The sequence below is a fragment of the Luteibacter sp. 621 genome, from assembly GCF_050435445.1.
GTDB lineage: Bacteria > Pseudomonadota > Gammaproteobacteria > Xanthomonadales > Rhodanobacteraceae > Luteibacter.
Map to the genome: position 1 here is coordinate 66,349 of NZ_JBNDKI010000019.1, position 17,290 is coordinate 83,638.

The 17,290-nt window shown below is 66.0% G+C and carries 16 protein-coding genes; 9 read left to right on the plus strand and 7 right to left on the minus strand.

All coding sequences use genetic code 11. The features are described from left to right. Positions 1 to 26 precede the first annotated feature (26 nt). A complete protein-coding gene (locus ABIE56_RS17895; protein ID WP_429245152.1) occupies positions 27 to 2,141 on the plus strand; it encodes a TonB-dependent receptor family protein in 2,115 nt (704 codons plus the stop codon). A gap of 72 nt (positions 2,142 to 2,213) precedes the next feature. On the opposite strand, the gene ABIE56_RS17900 is transcribed toward ABIE56_RS17895, so the two are convergent. Genes ABIE56_RS17900 through ABIE56_RS17925 form a run of 6 tightly spaced genes read right to left on the minus strand, consistent with a single transcriptional unit; the run spans position 2,214 to position 7,227 of the window. Further along, on the minus strand, positions 2,214 to 3,389 hold the full coding sequence (locus ABIE56_RS17900) for an ABC transporter permease (RefSeq protein ID WP_429245153.1): 1,176 nt from the start codon (positions 3,387 to 3,389) through the stop codon (positions 2,214 to 2,216). Further along, positions 3,386 to 4,120, minus strand: a complete 735-nt coding sequence (locus tag ABIE56_RS17905) for an ATP-binding cassette domain-containing protein (RefSeq protein ID WP_429245154.1) — start codon at positions 4,118 to 4,120, stop codon at positions 3,386 to 3,388. The genes ABIE56_RS17900 and ABIE56_RS17905 overlap by 4 nt, the downstream gene beginning before the upstream one ends. Next, a complete protein-coding gene (locus ABIE56_RS17910; RefSeq protein WP_429245155.1) occupies positions 4,117 to 5,685 on the minus strand; it encodes an alpha/beta hydrolase in 1,569 nt (522 codons plus the stop codon). Before ABIE56_RS17910 ends, ABIE56_RS17905 begins: the two co-directional genes overlap by 4 nt. Before the next feature lie 4 nt (positions 5,686 to 5,689). Next, on the minus strand, positions 5,690 to 5,884 hold the full coding sequence (locus tag ABIE56_RS17915) for a helix-turn-helix transcriptional regulator (protein ID WP_429245156.1): 195 nt from the start codon (positions 5,882 to 5,884) through the stop codon (positions 5,690 to 5,692). Next, entirely contained in the window at positions 5,877 to 6,281 is a 405-nt protein-coding gene (locus tag ABIE56_RS17920) for a hypothetical protein (RefSeq protein WP_429245157.1), read from the minus strand. The genes ABIE56_RS17915 and ABIE56_RS17920 overlap by 8 nt, the downstream gene beginning before the upstream one ends. 7 nt (positions 6,282 to 6,288) lie before the next feature. Beyond that, entirely contained in the window at positions 6,289 to 7,227 is a 939-nt protein-coding gene (locus ABIE56_RS17925; protein ID WP_429245158.1) for an alpha/beta fold hydrolase, read from the minus strand. 400 nt (positions 7,228 to 7,627) lie between these two features. On the opposite strand from ABIE56_RS17925, the gene ABIE56_RS17930 reads away from it, so the two are divergent. Genes ABIE56_RS17930 through ABIE56_RS17945 form a run of 4 tightly spaced genes read left to right on the plus strand, consistent with a single transcriptional unit; the run spans position 7,628 to position 12,193 of the window. Next, complete coding sequence (locus ABIE56_RS17930) at positions 7,628 to 8,134, plus strand: Csu type fimbrial protein (RefSeq protein WP_429245159.1); 507 nt, start codon at positions 7,628 to 7,630, stop codon at positions 8,132 to 8,134. 6 nt (positions 8,135 to 8,140) lie between these two features. Next, a complete protein-coding gene (locus ABIE56_RS17935) occupies positions 8,141 to 8,872 on the plus strand; it encodes a fimbrial biogenesis chaperone (RefSeq protein WP_429245160.1) in 732 nt (243 codons plus the stop codon). 34 nt (positions 8,873 to 8,906) lie between these two features. Beyond that, a complete protein-coding gene (locus ABIE56_RS17940; protein ID WP_429245190.1) occupies positions 8,907 to 11,174 on the plus strand; it encodes a fimbria/pilus outer membrane usher protein in 2,268 nt (755 codons plus the stop codon). Next, positions 11,156 to 12,193, plus strand: a complete 1,038-nt coding sequence (locus ABIE56_RS17945) for a Csu type fimbrial protein (protein ID WP_429245161.1) — start codon at positions 11,156 to 11,158, stop codon at positions 12,191 to 12,193. Before ABIE56_RS17940 ends, ABIE56_RS17945 begins: the two co-directional genes overlap by 19 nt. Before the next feature lie 11 nt (positions 12,194 to 12,204). Here ABIE56_RS17945 and rsgA read toward each other — a convergent pair whose 3' ends face one another. Next, positions 12,205 to 13,260, minus strand: coding sequence for a ribosome small subunit-dependent GTPase A (gene rsgA, locus ABIE56_RS17950; protein ID WP_429245162.1), 1,056 nt, complete (start codon positions 13,258 to 13,260; stop codon positions 12,205 to 12,207). Between the two features lie 119 nt (positions 13,261 to 13,379). Between rsgA and ABIE56_RS17955 the strand changes: the two genes are divergently transcribed. The 4 genes from ABIE56_RS17955 to grxD all read left to right on the plus strand — a co-directional run bounded on the left by ABIE56_RS17955 (position 13,380) and on the right by grxD (position 17,276). Then, the gene (locus ABIE56_RS17955) at positions 13,380 to 14,624 is read left to right on the plus strand and encodes an aminotransferase class I/II-fold pyridoxal phosphate-dependent enzyme (RefSeq protein ID WP_429245163.1); all 1,245 of its coding nucleotides are present in this window, start codon (positions 13,380 to 13,382) and stop codon (positions 14,622 to 14,624) included. Next, positions 14,624 to 15,235, plus strand: coding sequence for an SGNH/GDSL hydrolase family protein (locus ABIE56_RS17960; RefSeq protein WP_429245164.1), 612 nt, complete (start codon positions 14,624 to 14,626; stop codon positions 15,233 to 15,235). The genes ABIE56_RS17955 and ABIE56_RS17960 overlap by 1 nt, the downstream gene beginning before the upstream one ends. Positions 15,236 to 15,408: 173 nt before the next feature. Next, complete coding sequence (locus ABIE56_RS17965; protein WP_429245165.1) at positions 15,409 to 16,278, plus strand: UDP-2,3-diacylglucosamine diphosphatase; 870 nt, start codon at positions 15,409 to 15,411, stop codon at positions 16,276 to 16,278. Between the two features lie 74 nt (positions 16,279 to 16,352). Continuing rightward, positions 16,353 to 17,276: a Grx4 family monothiol glutaredoxin gene (gene grxD, locus ABIE56_RS17970; protein WP_429245166.1), complete on the plus strand. Its 924-nt coding sequence runs from the start codon at positions 16,353 to 16,355 to the stop codon at positions 17,274 to 17,276. Positions 17,277 to 17,290 lie beyond the last annotated feature (14 nt).

The window sequence follows — 17,290 nt, forward strand, 5'->3', positions numbered from 1 at the left end:
CGGCGTTTCCCACAGGGAAGATCCCCATGCCCGTCCCCCCGCCCCGCCGCCTCGCGGGTGCCATCCTTCTCGTACTGGCCGGTTCGGCCAGCGCACAGGACGCCCAGCCGCTCGCACCCGTGGTGGTCACCGCCACGCGCAGCGCCCAGTCACCCTACGACATCCCAGCGGCGGTCGATTCGGTGCGCACGCCACCCGACGGCACGCTCGATGTGAACCTCTCCGAGCGCCTGCAATCGATTCCCGGCGTCACCGCGCGCGACCGGCAGAACTACGCACAGGACACGCAGATCTCGATTCGCGGCTTCGGTGCCCGCTCCACGTTCGGCATCCGCGGCATCCGCCTGTACACCGATGGCATCCCGGCGACAATGCCCGATGGCCAGGGCCAGGTCACCCACTTCAACCTCGATTCGGCAGAACGCGTGGAAGTGCTGCGCGGCCCGTTCTCGGCGCTTTATGGCAATGCCTCAGGCGGCGTCATCCAGCTGTTCACCGCCGATGGCACGGAACCACCGGAGCTGCGCTTCGGCGTGGCAGGTGGCAGCAACGGGGTGTTCCGCGCTTCGGTGAATGCACGCGGCGTGGAAGGTCCGGTCGACTACAACATCGATCTCAGCCACTTCCGCACCAGCGGCTACCGCGACCACAGCGCGGCGCGGCGCGAATCCGGCAACGCCAAGCTGGGCTGGAAGATCGACGACGACCGCAAGCTGACCCTGGTGTTGAACGCGGTGGATATTCCCGGCGCGCAGGATCCACTGGGCCTGACCAAGGCGCAATTCCATGCCGATCCGCGCCAGGTGGCCAGCGTGGCCGATACGTACAACACGCGTAAATCAGCCGACCAACAACAGGCGGGCCTGATCTACGACCAGCGCATCGACGATTCAAACAGCCTGCGCGTGATGACCTATTACGGGCAACGGACGGTCACGCAGTACCTTTCCATTCCCGTCGCCACCCAAACGGCGCAGCCTGGCAATTCAGGCGGCGTGGTGGACCTGGGCAACGCGTACGGCGGTGGCGACGCGCGCTGGACGTGGCGCAACGAGGTCCTTGGCCGGCCGTTCGAATTCGCCGCGGGTGTCGCTTACGACAACCAGCACCAGCATCGCGAGGGCTACAACAACTTCGTCGGCACGACGCTCGGTGTGCGTGGCGCCCTGCGCCGCGACGAGATCGACCGCGTGTTCGATTTCGACCAGTACGCGCAGGCCACGTGGCGCGTCGCCGATGCCTGGACGCTGATGGGCGGAGTACGCCACAACGATGTGCACTTCAGCTCCACCGACCGCTACATCGTGCCCGGCAACCCCGACGATAGCGGTAGCGAGAAGTACAGCGCGACGACGCCGGTGTTCGGCGTGCTGTGGCGTGCGGCCGGCTGGGCGCACGTGTACGCGAACTGGGGCCGCGGTTTCGAAACGCCGACATTCTCCGAGATTGGCTACCGCGCGGATGGTGGCGCGGGCCTCGCCTTTGACCTGAAGCCGTCGAAATCGGAGAACATGGAAGTCGGCCTGAAGCTACGGCCCACGGACGCGATCACCGCCGGGCTTGCCGTTTTCCGGGCCGACAGTGATAACGAGCTTGCCGTCGCCACCAACGTTGGCGGCCGCACTACCTACCAGAACATTGCCCGCTCACGCCGCCAGGGCATCGAAGCCTCCTTCGATGGCGAGCTCGCACAGGACCTGCACCTGCTGGCGTCGTATACGCACCTGCAAGCCAGCTTCCGCACGCCGTTCCTCACCTGCGTTTCGGCGGGTTGCGCCGCGCCCGATACCCCGGTGGCGGCTGGCACCCGCATTCCCGGCGTACCGCGGTCCATGGGTTATGCGGCACTGAAGTACGGAAGGGAAACCGGCGTGCAGGCGGGCATCGATATGAACGCGATGGGCTCCACCTCGGCCAACGACCTGGGCACGGCGGTGGCCCCCGGGTACGTTCTGTTCGGTCTGTCAGGTGGTTATATCTTCGATAACGGCCCTTGGCGCGTGAACACGTTCGCCCGCGTGGATAACCTGGCCGACCGGCATGTGATCGGCTCGGTGATCGTCAACGATGGCAACGGGCGGTATTTCGAACCGGCGCCAGGACGGACGTTCCTGGTGGGCGTGGATGTGCGCTGGCGGTGAGCCCGATCGCGTGCAAGCACGCTCCGACAGGCTTACGGTTGCCCTGTAGGAGCGCGCTTGCGCGCGATGCTCTTATGCGGAGATGGCAAGGCGCTCGGAGCGATACATCAGGGCAGTAGCCCACACCGCCAATGCGGCCGCGGCGAAACCGCCTGCCAGGCACAGCGCCAGCTCCTGCCCGGTGATGCCATCGCCACGCAGCAACTGCACGATACCCAGGTTCTGGCCCAGCAGCGGCACCGCGTACATCCACGGCTCCGGCTTGATCGGGATCACCGACAGCAACGCGCTGGGCAAGATCGGGATGATCATCAGGATCGACAGGTACGTCTGCGCCTCGCGGTAGCTCTTGGCGAAGGCCGATACCAGCGATTGCAGCGCCGCCAACAGCACGATCAGCGGCAGCATCAGCAGCACCACCTGCGCACCGAAGTGCAAACCGAGGTCGAGTGCGATGCCCAGCTTCTCCGTGGGAATGAACCATGGCGCCGTGGCAAAGGCGGACACGCTAAGCAACAGGCTGATCACGGAGAACGTACAGATTGCCGCCAGCTTGCCCGCCAGGATCTTCCAGCGCGCCACCGGGTTCACGAACAGCGGCTCCAGTGACTGCCGCTCGCGCTCGCCTGCCGTGAGGTCGATCGCCAGGTACATACCGCCCATGAACACGGTGAGTACGAAGAAGTACGGCAGGAACGAGAACATCAACGCGGAGCGCGACTGGGACGTTGCCTGGTCGCGCTCGGCCACGCTCACCGGCCACGCCGTGGATGGCGAGAGCCCGCGTGCAATGAGGCGCATGGCACCCTCGCGCCGTGCATAACTCTCGACCACGCTGCGCACGCGGGCGACCGCCGTATTGGCATCACGACGGGAGGAGTCGTAAACCAGCTCCACCTGCACGGACTGCCCTTTTTCCCATGCTTTGACGAAATCGGGGGCGATGCGAATCACCACATCGGCCCGCATGTCATGTACGGCGCGCTCGGGATCGGCTACGGCGGGATCCGCATCGATACCCGCGCCTTTCAGCGCGTTCATGAAGTTCGGGGCTAGTTCCGCGCCAATCACGGGAACGTGGATCGGCTGGTCCGCTCGCGCCAGCTCACGATTCACCATGACGTTCATCAGCATGATGAACAGCACCGGCCCCAGCAGCGGGCCCGTGATCAACGCATTGATCAAGGTACGCCGGTCGCGCAGGTTCTCGCGCACTTCCTTCCAGTAGACGGCAGTGAAGGCATTCATGCGGCCAGGCCCTCGTCGGTACCAATGATCGTCACGAAGGCTTCCTCGAGGCTGGTCTGGCCGGTCTGCTCGAGCAACGCCGCCGGCGCTTCATCCGCAACCACGCGGCCGTGGGCGATGACGACGATGCGATCGCACAAGGCAGCTACCTCCTGCATGATGTGGCTGGAGAACAGCACGCAACGTCCTTCGTCCTTCAGCTGGTGCATGAAGCGGCGCATGGCGCGGGTGGCCATCACGTCGAGGCCATTGGTCGGCTCATCGAGCAGTACATTGCGCGGGTCGTGCACCAGTGCGCGGGCAATGGCGGTTTTCACGCGCTGGCCTTGCGAGAACCCCTCGGTTCGCCGCGCAGCGATGTCGCGCATTTCCAGTGCATCGATCAGCGCCTCGCGACGGCGCGCGATATCGTTTTCCTGCATCCCCTGCAGGCGGCCGAAATAAGTGATGTTCTCAGCCGCCGTAAGCCGTTTGTACAGCCCGCGCGCATCGGGGAGCACGCCCAGGCTTCGGCGAACCGCGATCGGGTCGACCGCGGCATCGATGCCATCGACCAGGACCTGGCCGGCATCGGGCTTCATCAGCGTATAGAGCATCCGCAGTGTCGTGGTCTTGCCCGCGCCATTGGGCCCGAGCAATCCCGTGATCTCGCCATCGCGCGCCGTGAAGCTCACGCCGCTGACGGCATGCACGTCGCCGAAGGTCTTGCGCAGATCCTTTACTTCGATCATGGCGTGGCTCCATTAAAACCCACGAACACAGGAGCCGGTGACAGGCGCTCCAGGCACTTGCCATCCAGGCCCTTCGCATCGGCCTTGTCGATGAACTGATCCAGCAGGCGCGGCATGCAGCCACGCGCCACGACATTGTGGCCCTGTCCCTTCAGCACGAAGTGGCGGCCGTTCGGCAAGCCCTTCAGTACCTCATCGCCATAGCGCGGCGGCGTGACCGGATCGAACTCGCCCGACATGAGCAGCGTGGGCACCGGCCCCCGCAACGGCTGGTGAAAATCCGCCGGGCGCTTGCCGTGCGGCCATACCGAACAGGCGGCGCGGAACGCTTCGATCATGTTGTCGCCCAGGATAGTGTCCTTGTCCTGCGGGCGGGAGGTCAGCAGGTCGGCGTCCTCGGAACAGATCACGGAATACTGCATGCCGCCATCCATCGTATCGCCCAGGTCGCCCGTGAGCAGCTTGGCCTGGCCAAGCAAGGGGCCAACATCGCCACGTGCTGCGGCGTCGATCGATAGTGGCAGCAAGGCCGCCGTCTCAGGCGAGTAGGCGAACATGCGCACCACGGTGGCGAGTACGTACTCACTCAACGTGCGCTGCGTGCTGGCGTAGGTCTGCGGATCGCGGAAGCTCACCTTGTGCGGATTGGCGCGCAGCGCGTCACGCAACTGGTACAGCGTCTGGTACGGATCGGCGAAGCGTGCACGGCAGGCTTCGTCATTCGCGCAACGGGCGAACTGGGCCTTGAGCGCCGCATCGAGGTTCACCGCAAAATCCTCGCCAAGAACCAGCGCGTTGGGTGCGACGCCGTCCAGCGTCAGCGTGCGTACGGCATCCGGGTGGCGCATGGCGTATTGCTGTGCCACGCGCGTGCCGTACGACACGCCCAGCACGTTGAACTTCGGCGAACCCAAGGCCCGGCGCAGATCTTCCAGGTCGGCGACGGCATCGGTGGTGGTGTAGAAGCGCACATCGGCCTGGGCGGAGAGCGCATCGAGGCAATGTTGTGTTTCCTTGCGCACCGCCGCCACATCCACGCCGCGGCTTTCTTCGGAACCACCCGGCACGTCGTGGTCGTCCCCTTCCCGGCAGCTCAGTGGATGCGAGCCACCCGTGCCACGCTGGTCCAACAGCAGCACGTTGCGATGTGCCAGCACCAGGCCCATGGCGGGTGCGATGCTGGAGTAAGTTTCGGTCGCGGCCTGGCCGGGACCGCCGGCGAGAAACACTACTGGATCATCGGCGGGCACCTGCGCGCTACTACGCACCATGGCCAGGCGCATGGTCAGCTTGCGTCCGTCGGGGTGCTCACGATCTTCGGGCACCTGGAACGGCGCGCACCACGCCGCGGTAGACAGGCCCGAATGCGGCTGTGGCAACTCGCATGGGTGGAACACCAGTGAACCGAGTTTCCACTCACGCGGGACGGCGGGCGCCACATCGGTCGCGGCAGCAGGTTTTGGGTCAGGTGCCGCATCGGCATGGCTGTGGTGGATTACTTGCCGGCCGGCGAATGCAGCCACGAGTATCGCGACAACGACGGCGGTGCGGGGAGCGCGTTTCATGCCTTCATGCCTCCGGCGTGAAGATGGATTCAATAGGCAGCGAGAACAGCCGGGCGATCTTGAATGCCAGCGGCAAGCTCGGATCGTACTTGCCGGTCTCGATGGCGTTTACCGTCTGGCGCGACACATCCAGGCGCTCGCCCAGGTCGGCCTGGGACCAGCCAAGGTCAGTGCGCAGTTCGCGGACGCGGTTATTCATGGGTGCGGTAGTAAAGGCGGATGCCGCACTTGGTGATGCCGAAGAGGCCCATGAGGATCGGGAACACCCAGATGGCCACGGCGGCGGGCTCGGGTGCCGCCAGCACCTTGGCGCTCAATAGAAGACCGTACGAGAAGAAGCCAAATCCACCCAGTGCACCGGCGATCGCGATGGCCTCCAGATCGATACGCCGCTCGAGCTCGTCCTGGTCGCGGATGACGCGGATCATCGCGCGGATCACGAAGGCGATGGGTATCACCGGGAGGAGCGTAACGACGGTGCGCGCCAGCGTGCCGTCCAGCGTCTTCAACCACGAGACCGACGCGAGAAGCAGTACGACGTAACCTGCCATGGCCGGGAAGAACTCGCGCAGGTAGCGCTTGTGGACGGCACGCATCGCCATATCAGTGGGCCTCGATGAAATCGTTGAGCGCCTTGCCGAAGGCAGCGGGCTGGTCGAGCATGACATAGTGGCGCGACGGCGCGAGGGCGATCACCCTGGCGTTCGGCGCATCGGCCAGCAGCGCGCTGTAGTACGCCACCTTCTGTTCCTGAGTGATCTTCATCGGCCCCATCTGCGCATCCTTTTCCGAGTACGCGGTGATCTCCAGGATCGGCGCCTTCGCCGCCTTCAGTTCGGGCCGGTAATCCGCACCCGCGTCTTCGGCCATGTAGCGCGCCACGGCTTTCTGGTCACTGCGTGCATTCAATGGTGCAACGCGTTCGGCGGTTTTCGGGTCCAGCGTGCCGACCGTTTGCATATAGGCGAGCTGCTGCGCCTTGAACTCATCGGGTGTCGCGCCCTCGGTCTTCGCCTTCAGCTGAGCCGCGATGGCCGCGCGTTGTTCCGGGCTGACCCGCTCCATGCCGGGGAAGATGGGCAGGCCATCGACCGCCACCACGCCACCGGTCAGGTCCGGATGGCGGCCGGCGAAGCGCAGGGCCAGGGTGCCGCCCAGGCTGTGCCCAACCAGGATGGGCTTATCCAGGTGGTTCTTCTGGATGAACTCGGCGAGCGAGGCATCGGCGCGGTCCATCCAGTTGCCGTCAGCGGACGGGGCCGTCGTACCGTTGAAGCCGGCCAGGGTGACCGCGTAAACCACGTGGCTCTTGTCAAGGTCGGCGATGGTATCCGTCCAGACCCAGGGGCCGCCGGCCAGGCCGGGAATCAGGATGACCGGGCGCCCGGCGGTGCCATGGCGCTCCACGCTGAGGGTGCCTACCGTGGTGGCGTGCAGGGCGCTGGGGGCAGGCGTGGCGCCCGGCGTGGCAGCGTGCAGGGTGGAGGCGGCAGCGGCGGCCATAAGCAGGGCGGCGGCGCGTAAGACGATGCGGTACGACATGTTCGAACCCCTTTCGTTGGCGTGGAGCGTGTCAAGCACGCTTGACATCATCCTGCCCCTGCCCAACCCCCATGTCAAGGATGCTTGACACCCGCGTTTTGTGACACACGTCACCCCCTGACGGGATCCCGACGCGCCCGGGCGCAACGCGACGCACCGCGTCATCCCGCATCGCATCAAGCATTCGTAGATATCTGTCGCGACAGGATATTTTGCCGGATTCGCGCACCGGAAAGTCAAGCAACCTTGTCACTTTCCTATGCGCATTCGGCACCTGTAGGCCAATCCGGCAGCAGAGGGTGAAATTCACTTCCCACGGCGGGCGTAGTCCCGAACCTTGCACGTGACGGAAGTACGTCGCGCCGACACACCTTCGCGGTGGACGCCTGGAGAGCCCCCCATGATCACGATCCGCAGTCTCGCTATCGCAGCCGCCGCCACGCTCGCTTTCACCGCGGGCAGTGCCCAGGCCGCCACCGCCACCACCACGTTCAATGTACGCATCACCATCACGGCCGCGTGCGATATCAGCACCACGGCGCCGACCGATGTGAACTTCGGTTCGCAGCCCTCCACCGCGACCAATGTGGATAACCAGGGCGCGCTCAACGTGAATTGCACGCCCAGCGCGCCCTACACCATCGCACTGGATAACGGCCAGAACGGCACCGACGTGAATTCACGGAAGATGAGCAACGGCACCTCGCTGGTGCCCTACCAGCTGTACCGTGCTGCGTCGCGCAGCGCTGCCGATGTGTGGGGCAGCACGACCGGCGGCAGCGGCAACGTCCTTGCCGGCACGGGCAGTGGCAGCGTGCAGACCTTGCCGGTGTACGGCCGCGTGCCTTCCACGAACTTCCCGGCCGGCAGCTACGCCGATGTGATCACCGCGACGATCACGTACTGATCCACGGTGCGCTCACGAGCCCTACGCCTCATCCTGCTCATCGCTGCATTCGCGATGGGCGGCCTGGTGCCGGCGTTCGCGAGCGGCCTGCAGGTTTCGCCTATCGGCTTGCACCTCGCCGCCTCGGAACAGGCGCAGGCGATGTGGCTCACCAACACGGGGACCGACACCCTGCACGCGCAGGTACGCGTGTTCCGCTGGACCCAGGTGAACGGCAAGGATGTGCTTGAGGCTTCGAAGGATCTGGTCGTCAGCCCGCCCATGGTCACGATCGCGCCGGGCGACCGCCAGCTGGTGCGTGTCATCCGGCAGGTGCCACCACCCACCGATGGCAGCGAGACGGCCTACCGCGTCATCGTGGACGAGTTGCCAGTAGGCGGTGCGGACAAGACCGGCCTGAAATTCGTCCTGCGTTATTCGGTGCCCGTGTTCCTTGCGCCCTCGGGCGATCCCACCGTGAGCGCAACCCTGCAGGCGAGCGTGGAAACCACCCCGGACGGCGCGATGCTTCGCGTACATAACGCCGGGACGGGCCACGCCCAGATCGCCGATGTAAGTCAACACGGGGGTACTGGCAAGAACACCTCTCTTCTCCCCGGCCTGGTGGGCTACGCATTGCCCGGCAGCACCATGAGCTGGCCCCTGCCATCGGAAGCGCGCCAGGCTGGCGCATTACGCGCGAGGATCAATGGTGAGGCGAGCGAGTCGACTCTGGTCGTGGACGCGGGCAGCCGCTAGCGTCCTCGCGCTCAAGGTCGCCACCGTGCACGCGATGGATCACCCCACCGATGCCATACCACCACCTACCGTGGATCCACGGGCGGGCGTGGATGGCGAAGACCTCTACCTTGAGGTGGTACTCAACGGCACGCCCACCGAGCGCCTGATGCACTTCAATCGCCGGGGCGAAGCCCTATGTGCGAAGGCGGCCGACCTGCGTGGCCTGGGCTTCGTCTTGCCGCCGGGCCAGGACATGCAGTGCCTGCTCGATATCCAGGGCCTGCGCTACACCTACGATGTGGCGCAGCAGCGCGTCACCATCGATGTGCCCAACGGCAGACTGGCGTTGCCAAGGCGCGTGCTGAACCAGCCCGAGCGGTCGGCGACCAAGGCCACCAGCGGCACGGGCTTGCTTCTGAACTACGACATCTACGCGGCGCACGGCGATGGCCTGGGCAACGTGAGCGGGCTGGCTGAACTGCGCGCTTTCAGCGAGAACATGGGCGTGCTCAGCAACACCTCACTCAGCCGCAAGTACCAGGACGCCGATGAAAGCTGGCATGGCAGCACCGTGCGCCTGGATACCCAGTGGCGCCTGTCGTTTCCCGACCGCTCCACGGTCCTCACGGTGGGCGATACGTTCACGGGGTACACCTCATGGAGCCGCGCGACACGTATTGGCGGCATCGCGATCGGTACGGATTTCGCCCTGCAGCCCTATCGGGTCACGACGCCACTCCCGCAGTTCTTTGGCGAGGCCACGGCGCCGTCGTCCGTCGAGCTGTACGTCGATGGCATCCGCCAGTACACCGGCAAGGTGCCTGCGGGCCCGTTCCAGCTCACGGCCGTTCCCGGTGTCGATCAATCGGGACAGGCCCAGGTCGTGCTGACCGATGCGCTCGGCCGCACCAGCACGGTTACCTTCCCTTTCTATGCCGCCCGGCAGCTCCTGCGCGCAGGCCTGAACGACTGGTCGGTGGAACTGGGCACCGTGCGCGAAGCGTATGGCATCAACTCGTTCGACTACGGCAACGATCCCATCGGCAGCGCGACCTGGCGCCGCGGCGTCACCGACCAGCTCACCCTGGAGTCGCACGCGGAAGCCGGCGCGGGCCGCAGCGTCGCGGGCTTTGGCACCGTGTGGAACGCCTTCGGTGCCGGCGTTGTGAATGCCTCGTACGCCGCATCGCGCGGGGGTGGTGCCCAGTACGGCGCAGGGTTCTCGTGGAGCGGGCGCTACATGAACTTCTCGTTCGATACGCTGCGCAGCAACGCGCGCTATCGCGATGTCGCCTCAAGCTACGGTGCGCCACCGCCGCGCGACAGTGACCGTGCCCTGATCGGTTTCAATGTGCGCGAATCCAGCTTTGGCGCGAACTACGTGCGCCTGCGTAATCCGGGCGAGGCCGCTTCGCGATATGCCGGCCTGTTCGTGCTGCGCAACCTTTCGCGTGGTATCTCGGTCAATGCGAGCCTGAACCAGAACCTGGATGAGCACGCGGACCGCAGTTTCTTCCTGGGCATCACCTGGGCCCTGGACGAACGCACGACCTACACGGCCTCGGCGCAGCGTGACCGTAGCGATACCTTCGGCACCCTCGATGCGAACCATCCCATCGATGGTGATGGGGGCTTTGGCTGGCACGCGCAGGGCCGAAGCGGTGATGCCGCCGGCGGGCTGGGTGAAGTTGGCTGGCTGGGCAATCATGGCCAGCTCACCATGGGGGTAAGCACGATCGGTCCATCGTCCTACACCTACGCGGATGCCAATGGAGCGCTCGTGCTCATGGGCGGGCATGTCTTTACCGCACGTCGCATCGACGACGCCTTTGCGCTGGTTTCCACCGAAGGCGCGCCGGATATCCCGGTGTTGCTGGAGAACCGCCGCACGGGCGTGACCGATAGCAACGGCCTTCTGCTGGTATCGCGGCTCAACGCGTGGCAGGACAACCGCCTCGCGATCGATCCAATCGATCTGCCCGCTGATGAGCGCGTGCAACGCGTCGACAGTGTCGTTGCACCGGCCGATCGTTCGGGTGTCGTCGTGCGCTTCCCGGTGAAGCGGGTGCGCGCCGCGCTGGCCATCCTCACTGACACCGAGGGCGCGCCACTGGCCCTGGGATCCATGGTGGATACCGGCAGCGGCGAACCCGCGATCGTCGGCTACGATGGGCAGGCCTATCTCGATAACCTCAAGGGCAGCACGATGCTTATGGTGACCAAACCCGACGGCACGCGTTGCACCACGGAGCTCATCTACCCGGAACATGCGCGCGACCTGCCGCAGCTGGGGCCGTTGGCATGCAGGCCTTCGCCGTGAAGTGGCTTGCACTCATCCTGTTGGCCTGTGCGGCGCCGTTCGCCGCGCCGCGCGCGCAGGCCACCACCACGTGCAGTATCACCAGCGTCACCAATTTCGCCTTCGGCGCGGTCGACCCCACGGCGGGCACGGTCGATACGACCGCTACCATCGGCTACAGCTGCACGTACTCCGGCTTCCTGGGTATCCTCTACGGCAGCTACATCAACATGTGCGTCAGCCTTGGCCAGGATACGCTGGGCAACCTCGCGCCACGCACCATGGTCGATCCGCTCGGCGACCGCATGCAGTACAACGTGTACAAGGACCCGACCCGCACGGCGATCTGGGGCGTGGTGAACAACGTCACCTACGCACCCTTCTTTGTCACGGCGCAGGTACCGCTACTCAACAACGGCAGCGCGATTACCGGCACGCTCACGGCGTACGGCAGGGTCACCGCAGGGCAATCCACGCTTTCGCCCGGGCCCTATACGGGTACGATCGCCGGTGGCACCTCGGGTACCGCGCTCACCTACAGTTACAACGAAGCACTGCTTTCACTGGGCACGTACCCGGCCAGTTGCACGGCGGGTGGCACGGCGGCGGCCGCTACCGTCGCCGGCCCGTCGACCAATGTCACCGCATCGGTCGCCGCCAAATGCACCGTCGGCACGGCTACCGATCTGAACTTCGGTTCGGTGTCCGGCCTGTTGCGCACGAACACGGACCAGACGTCGTTGATCCGCGCGACGTGCACGAATCGCGCGGCGTACCAGGTGGGCCTGGATAATGGCCAGAACGCGGGCAGCACCTCGATAAGACGGATGGCGTCAGGTACGGGGACCTTCGTCACCTACGAGCTCTATCGCGATACAGGGCGTACGCAGCGCTGGGGCAACACGGTCAATACCGATACGGCCACCGCGAGCGGCAGCGGATCGGAACAGACCCTCACCGTCTACGGCCGCGTGCCGACGCAACCCGCAGCGGTCGCAGGTTCGTACAGCGACATCATCAAGGTCACCATCACGTACTGACAGCGCGCCGGTCAGTCCTCGTCGTGTGACCAGCCACCACGACGCGGCTTGCCGCCCGGCTTGGGGCCGGACTTGCGGCGCAGGCGCGCTTCCATGGTTGCGGCCTGCTCCTCGCGCTCTTCATGCAGCTTGAGGAAGTTGCGCCAGCGTTGTGGCGAAAGCTCGCCCGAGGCCAGCGCCGCCTGGATCGCGCACCCGGGTTCCTTGCCATGCGTGCAGTTGGTGAACCGGCATTGCGCCACCAGCGCCTCGATATCTGCGAACAGATCCAGGTTCTCTTCACCGGTGAGCTTCAGCTCGCGCATGCCTGGCGTGTCGATCAGGCACCCGCCCGAAGGCAGGCTCAGGAGCGCGCGGTGCGTGGTCGTGTGGCGGCCGCGGCTATCGTGGTTGCGCACGGCGCCGGTGGCCATCCGTTCTTCGCCAAGCAGCGTGTTGGTCAACGTGGATTTCCCCGCGCCGGATGAACCGACGAGCACGACGCTCATGCCTGGCCCCAGGTAGGGGGCCAGCAGCTCGACCGTCGCGGGATCCTTGCCATTGATCGCATGCACCGCGGCATCGGCGGGCAGGCGGGCACGCAGCCCGGTCACCGCCGCCACGACATCCACACCCGTATCGGCTTTGCTCAACAACACCACCGGCTTCGCTCCCGAACCTTCCACCAGGGTCAGGTACCGTTCGATGCGCGACGGGTTGAAGTCGCCATCCAGGCCGGTGAGGACGATCACGTAATCGATGTTGGCGGCGATCACCTGGCGCTCGTAGCGCTCGCCTGCCGCCGCGCGGGTAAGCGTGGAGCGGCGCGGCAGGATGGCCTCGATCACCGGATGGGTGGCGCGTGAGAGCAGCACGAAGTCGCCCACGGCCGGGCGCAAGGCCGGGTCGAGGCCGCGCTTGAGGAACTGCCCGGCTGGCTGCGCGTTGAACGCAGCGCTGCCATCGTGCACTTCGTAGCCGGCACGATGCTGTGCCACGACGCGCGCAAGGCGGCGTGGATCGTCGGGCAGGGCATCGTCGCGCCAGCCGATATGGCGCAGGCGCGCCAGGTCCGAAGGGTCGGTCATGCCCGCGATTATGCCCGCTCCCGGCCCGAATTCCGCCTCGCGAGGCCATCCAGACGCTGTTAGGATCAGGTGACGATCGCCAGGACGGGCCTGGCGGGCCGCAACGGAAGTACCAGAAAGTGTCTTCGATCAAGCCCAGCGCGCACCTCGCGGAGGTGCGCTACGAAATCCGCGGTGCCCTGACCCGGCGCGCACGCGACATGGAAGCGGCCGGCCGGCCGATCATCAAGCTCAACATCGGCAACCCAGGCCGTTACGGATTCACCACCCCGCCCCACCTGCGCCAGGCCATCGCCGGCCACCTCGGCGAGAGCGAGGCCTACGGCCACGAGCAGGGGCTGGAAGAAGCCCGCGAGGCCATCGTGGCCCAGCAGCTCGCCCGCGGCGCCCAGGGCATCGATGTGGAGCACGTGTTCATCGGCAACGGGGTCAGCGAGCTCATCGATATCTCGCTGCGCGCCTTGCTCCAGCCCGGCGATGAAGTGCTGCTGCCCAGCCCGGATTACCCGCTGTGGAGTGCCGCCACCATCCTCAACGATGGCAGCCCGCGCTACTACCGCTGCCTGGCCGAGAACGGCCACCTGCCCGATCCGGATGAAATCGATGCACTGGTGGGGCCGCGCACGCGCGCGCTGGTGCTGATCAATCCCAATAACCCGACCGGCGCCGTCTACCCCAAGGCGCTGCTCGAACGCATCGTTGAGGTCGCACGCCGGCATAACCTGCTGTTGCTATGCGACGAAATCTACGACGAGATCCTCTACGACGGCACGCCGTTCCAGCCGCTGGCCGCCGTCGCCGGTGATCACCCGTGCGTGAGCTTCGGCGGCCTGTCCAAGGTGCACCGCGCCTGCGGCTACCGCGTGGGCTGGATGAGCCTTTCGGGCAACAAGGCGCGCATTGCCGAGTATCGCGATGCCCTGCAGTTGCTGGCCGCGCTGCGCCTGTGCGCCAACGTCACGGCGCAATGGGCCGTGCGCCCGGCGCTGCTCGATAAACCCACCATCGGTGAACTGACCACGCCCGGCGGCCGGCTCCACGAGGCGCGCCGCATCGTCCTGGAGAACGTGGCTGCCAGCCCGTACCTTGATGTCGTCAGCCCCGGTGGCGCGATCTACGCGTTCCCGTGGGTACGCGCCGATGCCATCGCGCACTTTGACGACACCGCCTTCGCGCTACGCCTGCTCGAAGAGGAAGAGGTCCTGGTGGTACCGGGCACCAGCTTCAACCTGCCCGCCAGCCGCCACCTGCGCCTCACGCTGCTGCCGGAACCGGCACAGCTGGCCGAGGTATTCACGCGGATGGACCGGGTATTGGCCCGCATGGCGGCCGAGGATAAGCCGCTTGCCAGCGCTGTAGCCTGATGCCGGCAGCTACGTTCCTCGCCCTCGGCGATTCGTACACGATCGGTGAGGGCGTTGCTGAGGATGGCCGCTGGCCAGTACAGCTCGTGGCGCGCCTGCGCGCAGCGCATATCGAGGTGCAGGCACCGCGCATTATCGCGACCACCGGCTGGACGACCGATGAGCTTTCGGCGGCCATGGACGCTACCGATCTTGCGCCGCGATACGGCCTGGTCACGCTGTTGATCGGCGTGAACAACCAGTACCGCGGCCGGTCGCAGGGGGAATACAGGGAACAGTTGCTGGCGCTGCTCGAACGGGCGATCGCGCTGGCGGGCGATGCCCGGCGCGTCGTCGTCGTTTCCATTCCCGACTGGGGCGTCACGCCGTTCGCCGAAGGCCGCGACCGCGCTGCCATCGCCCACGAGATCGATGCTTTCAACGCGATCGCGCGTGACGAAGCGCACCGCGCGTTTGCGCGCTGGGTCGACGTGACCGGTATGTCCCGCGAGCACGCTGGCGAAGTCGTCGACGACGGGTTGCACCCCTCGGCCCGGGAATATGCACGTTGGGCCGACGCCATCCTGCCGGAAGCGCGCACGGCCCTGCGCGAACTATCGATAGCAAGGTGACCCTGTAGGAGCGCGCTTGCGCGCGATTCAGCGCCTGCGCAAGCACCCATCGCGCGCAAGCGCGCTCCGACAGAAAGTGGCCTGACCGACATTTTCCTGCAACACGCGCGCCACGCATTGGTTACAGCGTGTCCCGACACTGGCGTCCCGGGACACTCCCGGAATCTGCCGCCATGGCCAAGCTCACCTGTCGCAGCGCCTTCATCTCCGACGTGCACCTGGGCACGCCCGACTGCAAGGCCGCCTATCTCCTCGACTTCCTCCGCAGCGTCGATTGCGAGCGGCTTTACCTCGTCGGCGACATCGTCGACCTGGAAGCCCTGGCGAAACGGCACTGGTGGCACCCCGACCACAGCGCCGTTATCGCCGAACTGATCGCGATGGCGGCGCGCGGGGTGGAGGTGATTTACATCCCCGGCAACCACGATTACCAGATGCGGGGCCTGGCCGGCTCCACCATCGCGGGTATCCGCGTCGAGCTGGATGCCCTGCATGAAGGTGCCGATGGGCGCCGCTACCGGGTGAGCCACGGCGATGAGTTCGATCCGGAACACATCGGCAAGCGCTGGCTCACGGTGCTCGGCGATACCATGCACCGCGTGATCTGCTGGGCCAACCGGCGCATGCACGCGGTGCGCCGCCGGATGGAGCTGCCCTACGTGCCGCTCTCAATCATCATCAAGTCGCATGTCGGCCTGGCCATGGCATATATCCGCGGCTACGAGCAGCGGGTGGCCACGGATGCGGCGGAGCGCGGCCTCGATGGGCACATCTGCGGGCACATCCATTTCGGGCACATGCGGCCGATCAACGGGATCCTGTACCTGAACGATGGCGACTGGGTAGAACACTGCACCGCCCTGGTTGAGGATTTCACCGGCGCGATGGAGCTGGTGCACTGGACCGAGCGCTATACACCGCTCGGTCGCGCCAGCCGTGAGACGGTGCTGCCCTCGCCGGCAGCCGTGCTGACGTTCGCTCCACTGGCCGATTGCCGGACGGATCTCTCCACTTTGACCATGGAACCCTCGCTGGCGGGTTGATTTCGTTTTGATAGCGCCCATGTGCGAGGGATGCCGGTAAAATGGCCCCCTTTCCCTTTGCGGTGAACCCCTCCATGGCTCTTGATACCCCCACCCGCGAGCGCATCGAAGCCCTTCTCGCCCAGCACGAGGTCGTGCTGTTCATGAAGGGTACGCGCCAGCAGCCGATGTGCGGCTTTTCCGCCGCCGCCACCAACACGCTGAACGACGTGGTCGAGCAGTACCACACCGTGAACGTGCTGGAAGACCCGGAAATCCGTGAGGGCATCAAGGAATACGGCCAGTGGCCCACCATTCCGCAGCTGTACGTGAAGGGTGAGCTGGTCGGCGGCTCGGATATCATCCGCCAGATGTACACCAGCGGTGAGCTGTACACCCTGTTCGGCGCCAGCGCGCCGGACCGCACCCCGCCGGAAATCACCATCACCGACAAGGCCGCCGAAGCCATCCGTGGCGGCATGGCCAACGCCCAGGGCATGGCCCTGCACCTGGAGATCGGCCCGGACCACAGCGCCGGCTTCCAGCTCGCGCCGGGCGGCGACCACGACATCATCACCGTGGCCAACGGTATCGAGGTCCACTTCGACCCGGGCAGCGCCCAGCGTGCCAAGGGCATCATCATCGATTGGGTCAGCACAGTGCAGGGCGAAGGCCTCAGCCTGAAGTTCCCGGGTGCGACCGAAGTCCATGGCATGTCCGTGCACGAACTGAAGGACCGCCTGGCCGCCGGCGACCTCATCCTGGTCGATGTGCGCCCGGCACACGGCCGCGCCATGGCCGCGCCGCTGGCGGGTGCCCGCATCCTGGAAGACGAGGGCTACGAAGCCCTGGCCGCCCTGCCGAAGGACACCGCCATCGCCTTCATCTGCCACCACGGCATCTCCAGCCGCGGCGCCGCCGAGCGCATGGCCGCCCATGGTTTCACCCAGATCTTCAGCGTGGATGGCGGCATGGACGCGTGGTCCCGCGAAGTCGACCCGACCGTTCCGCGGTACTGATCTCAGCCTGGCGG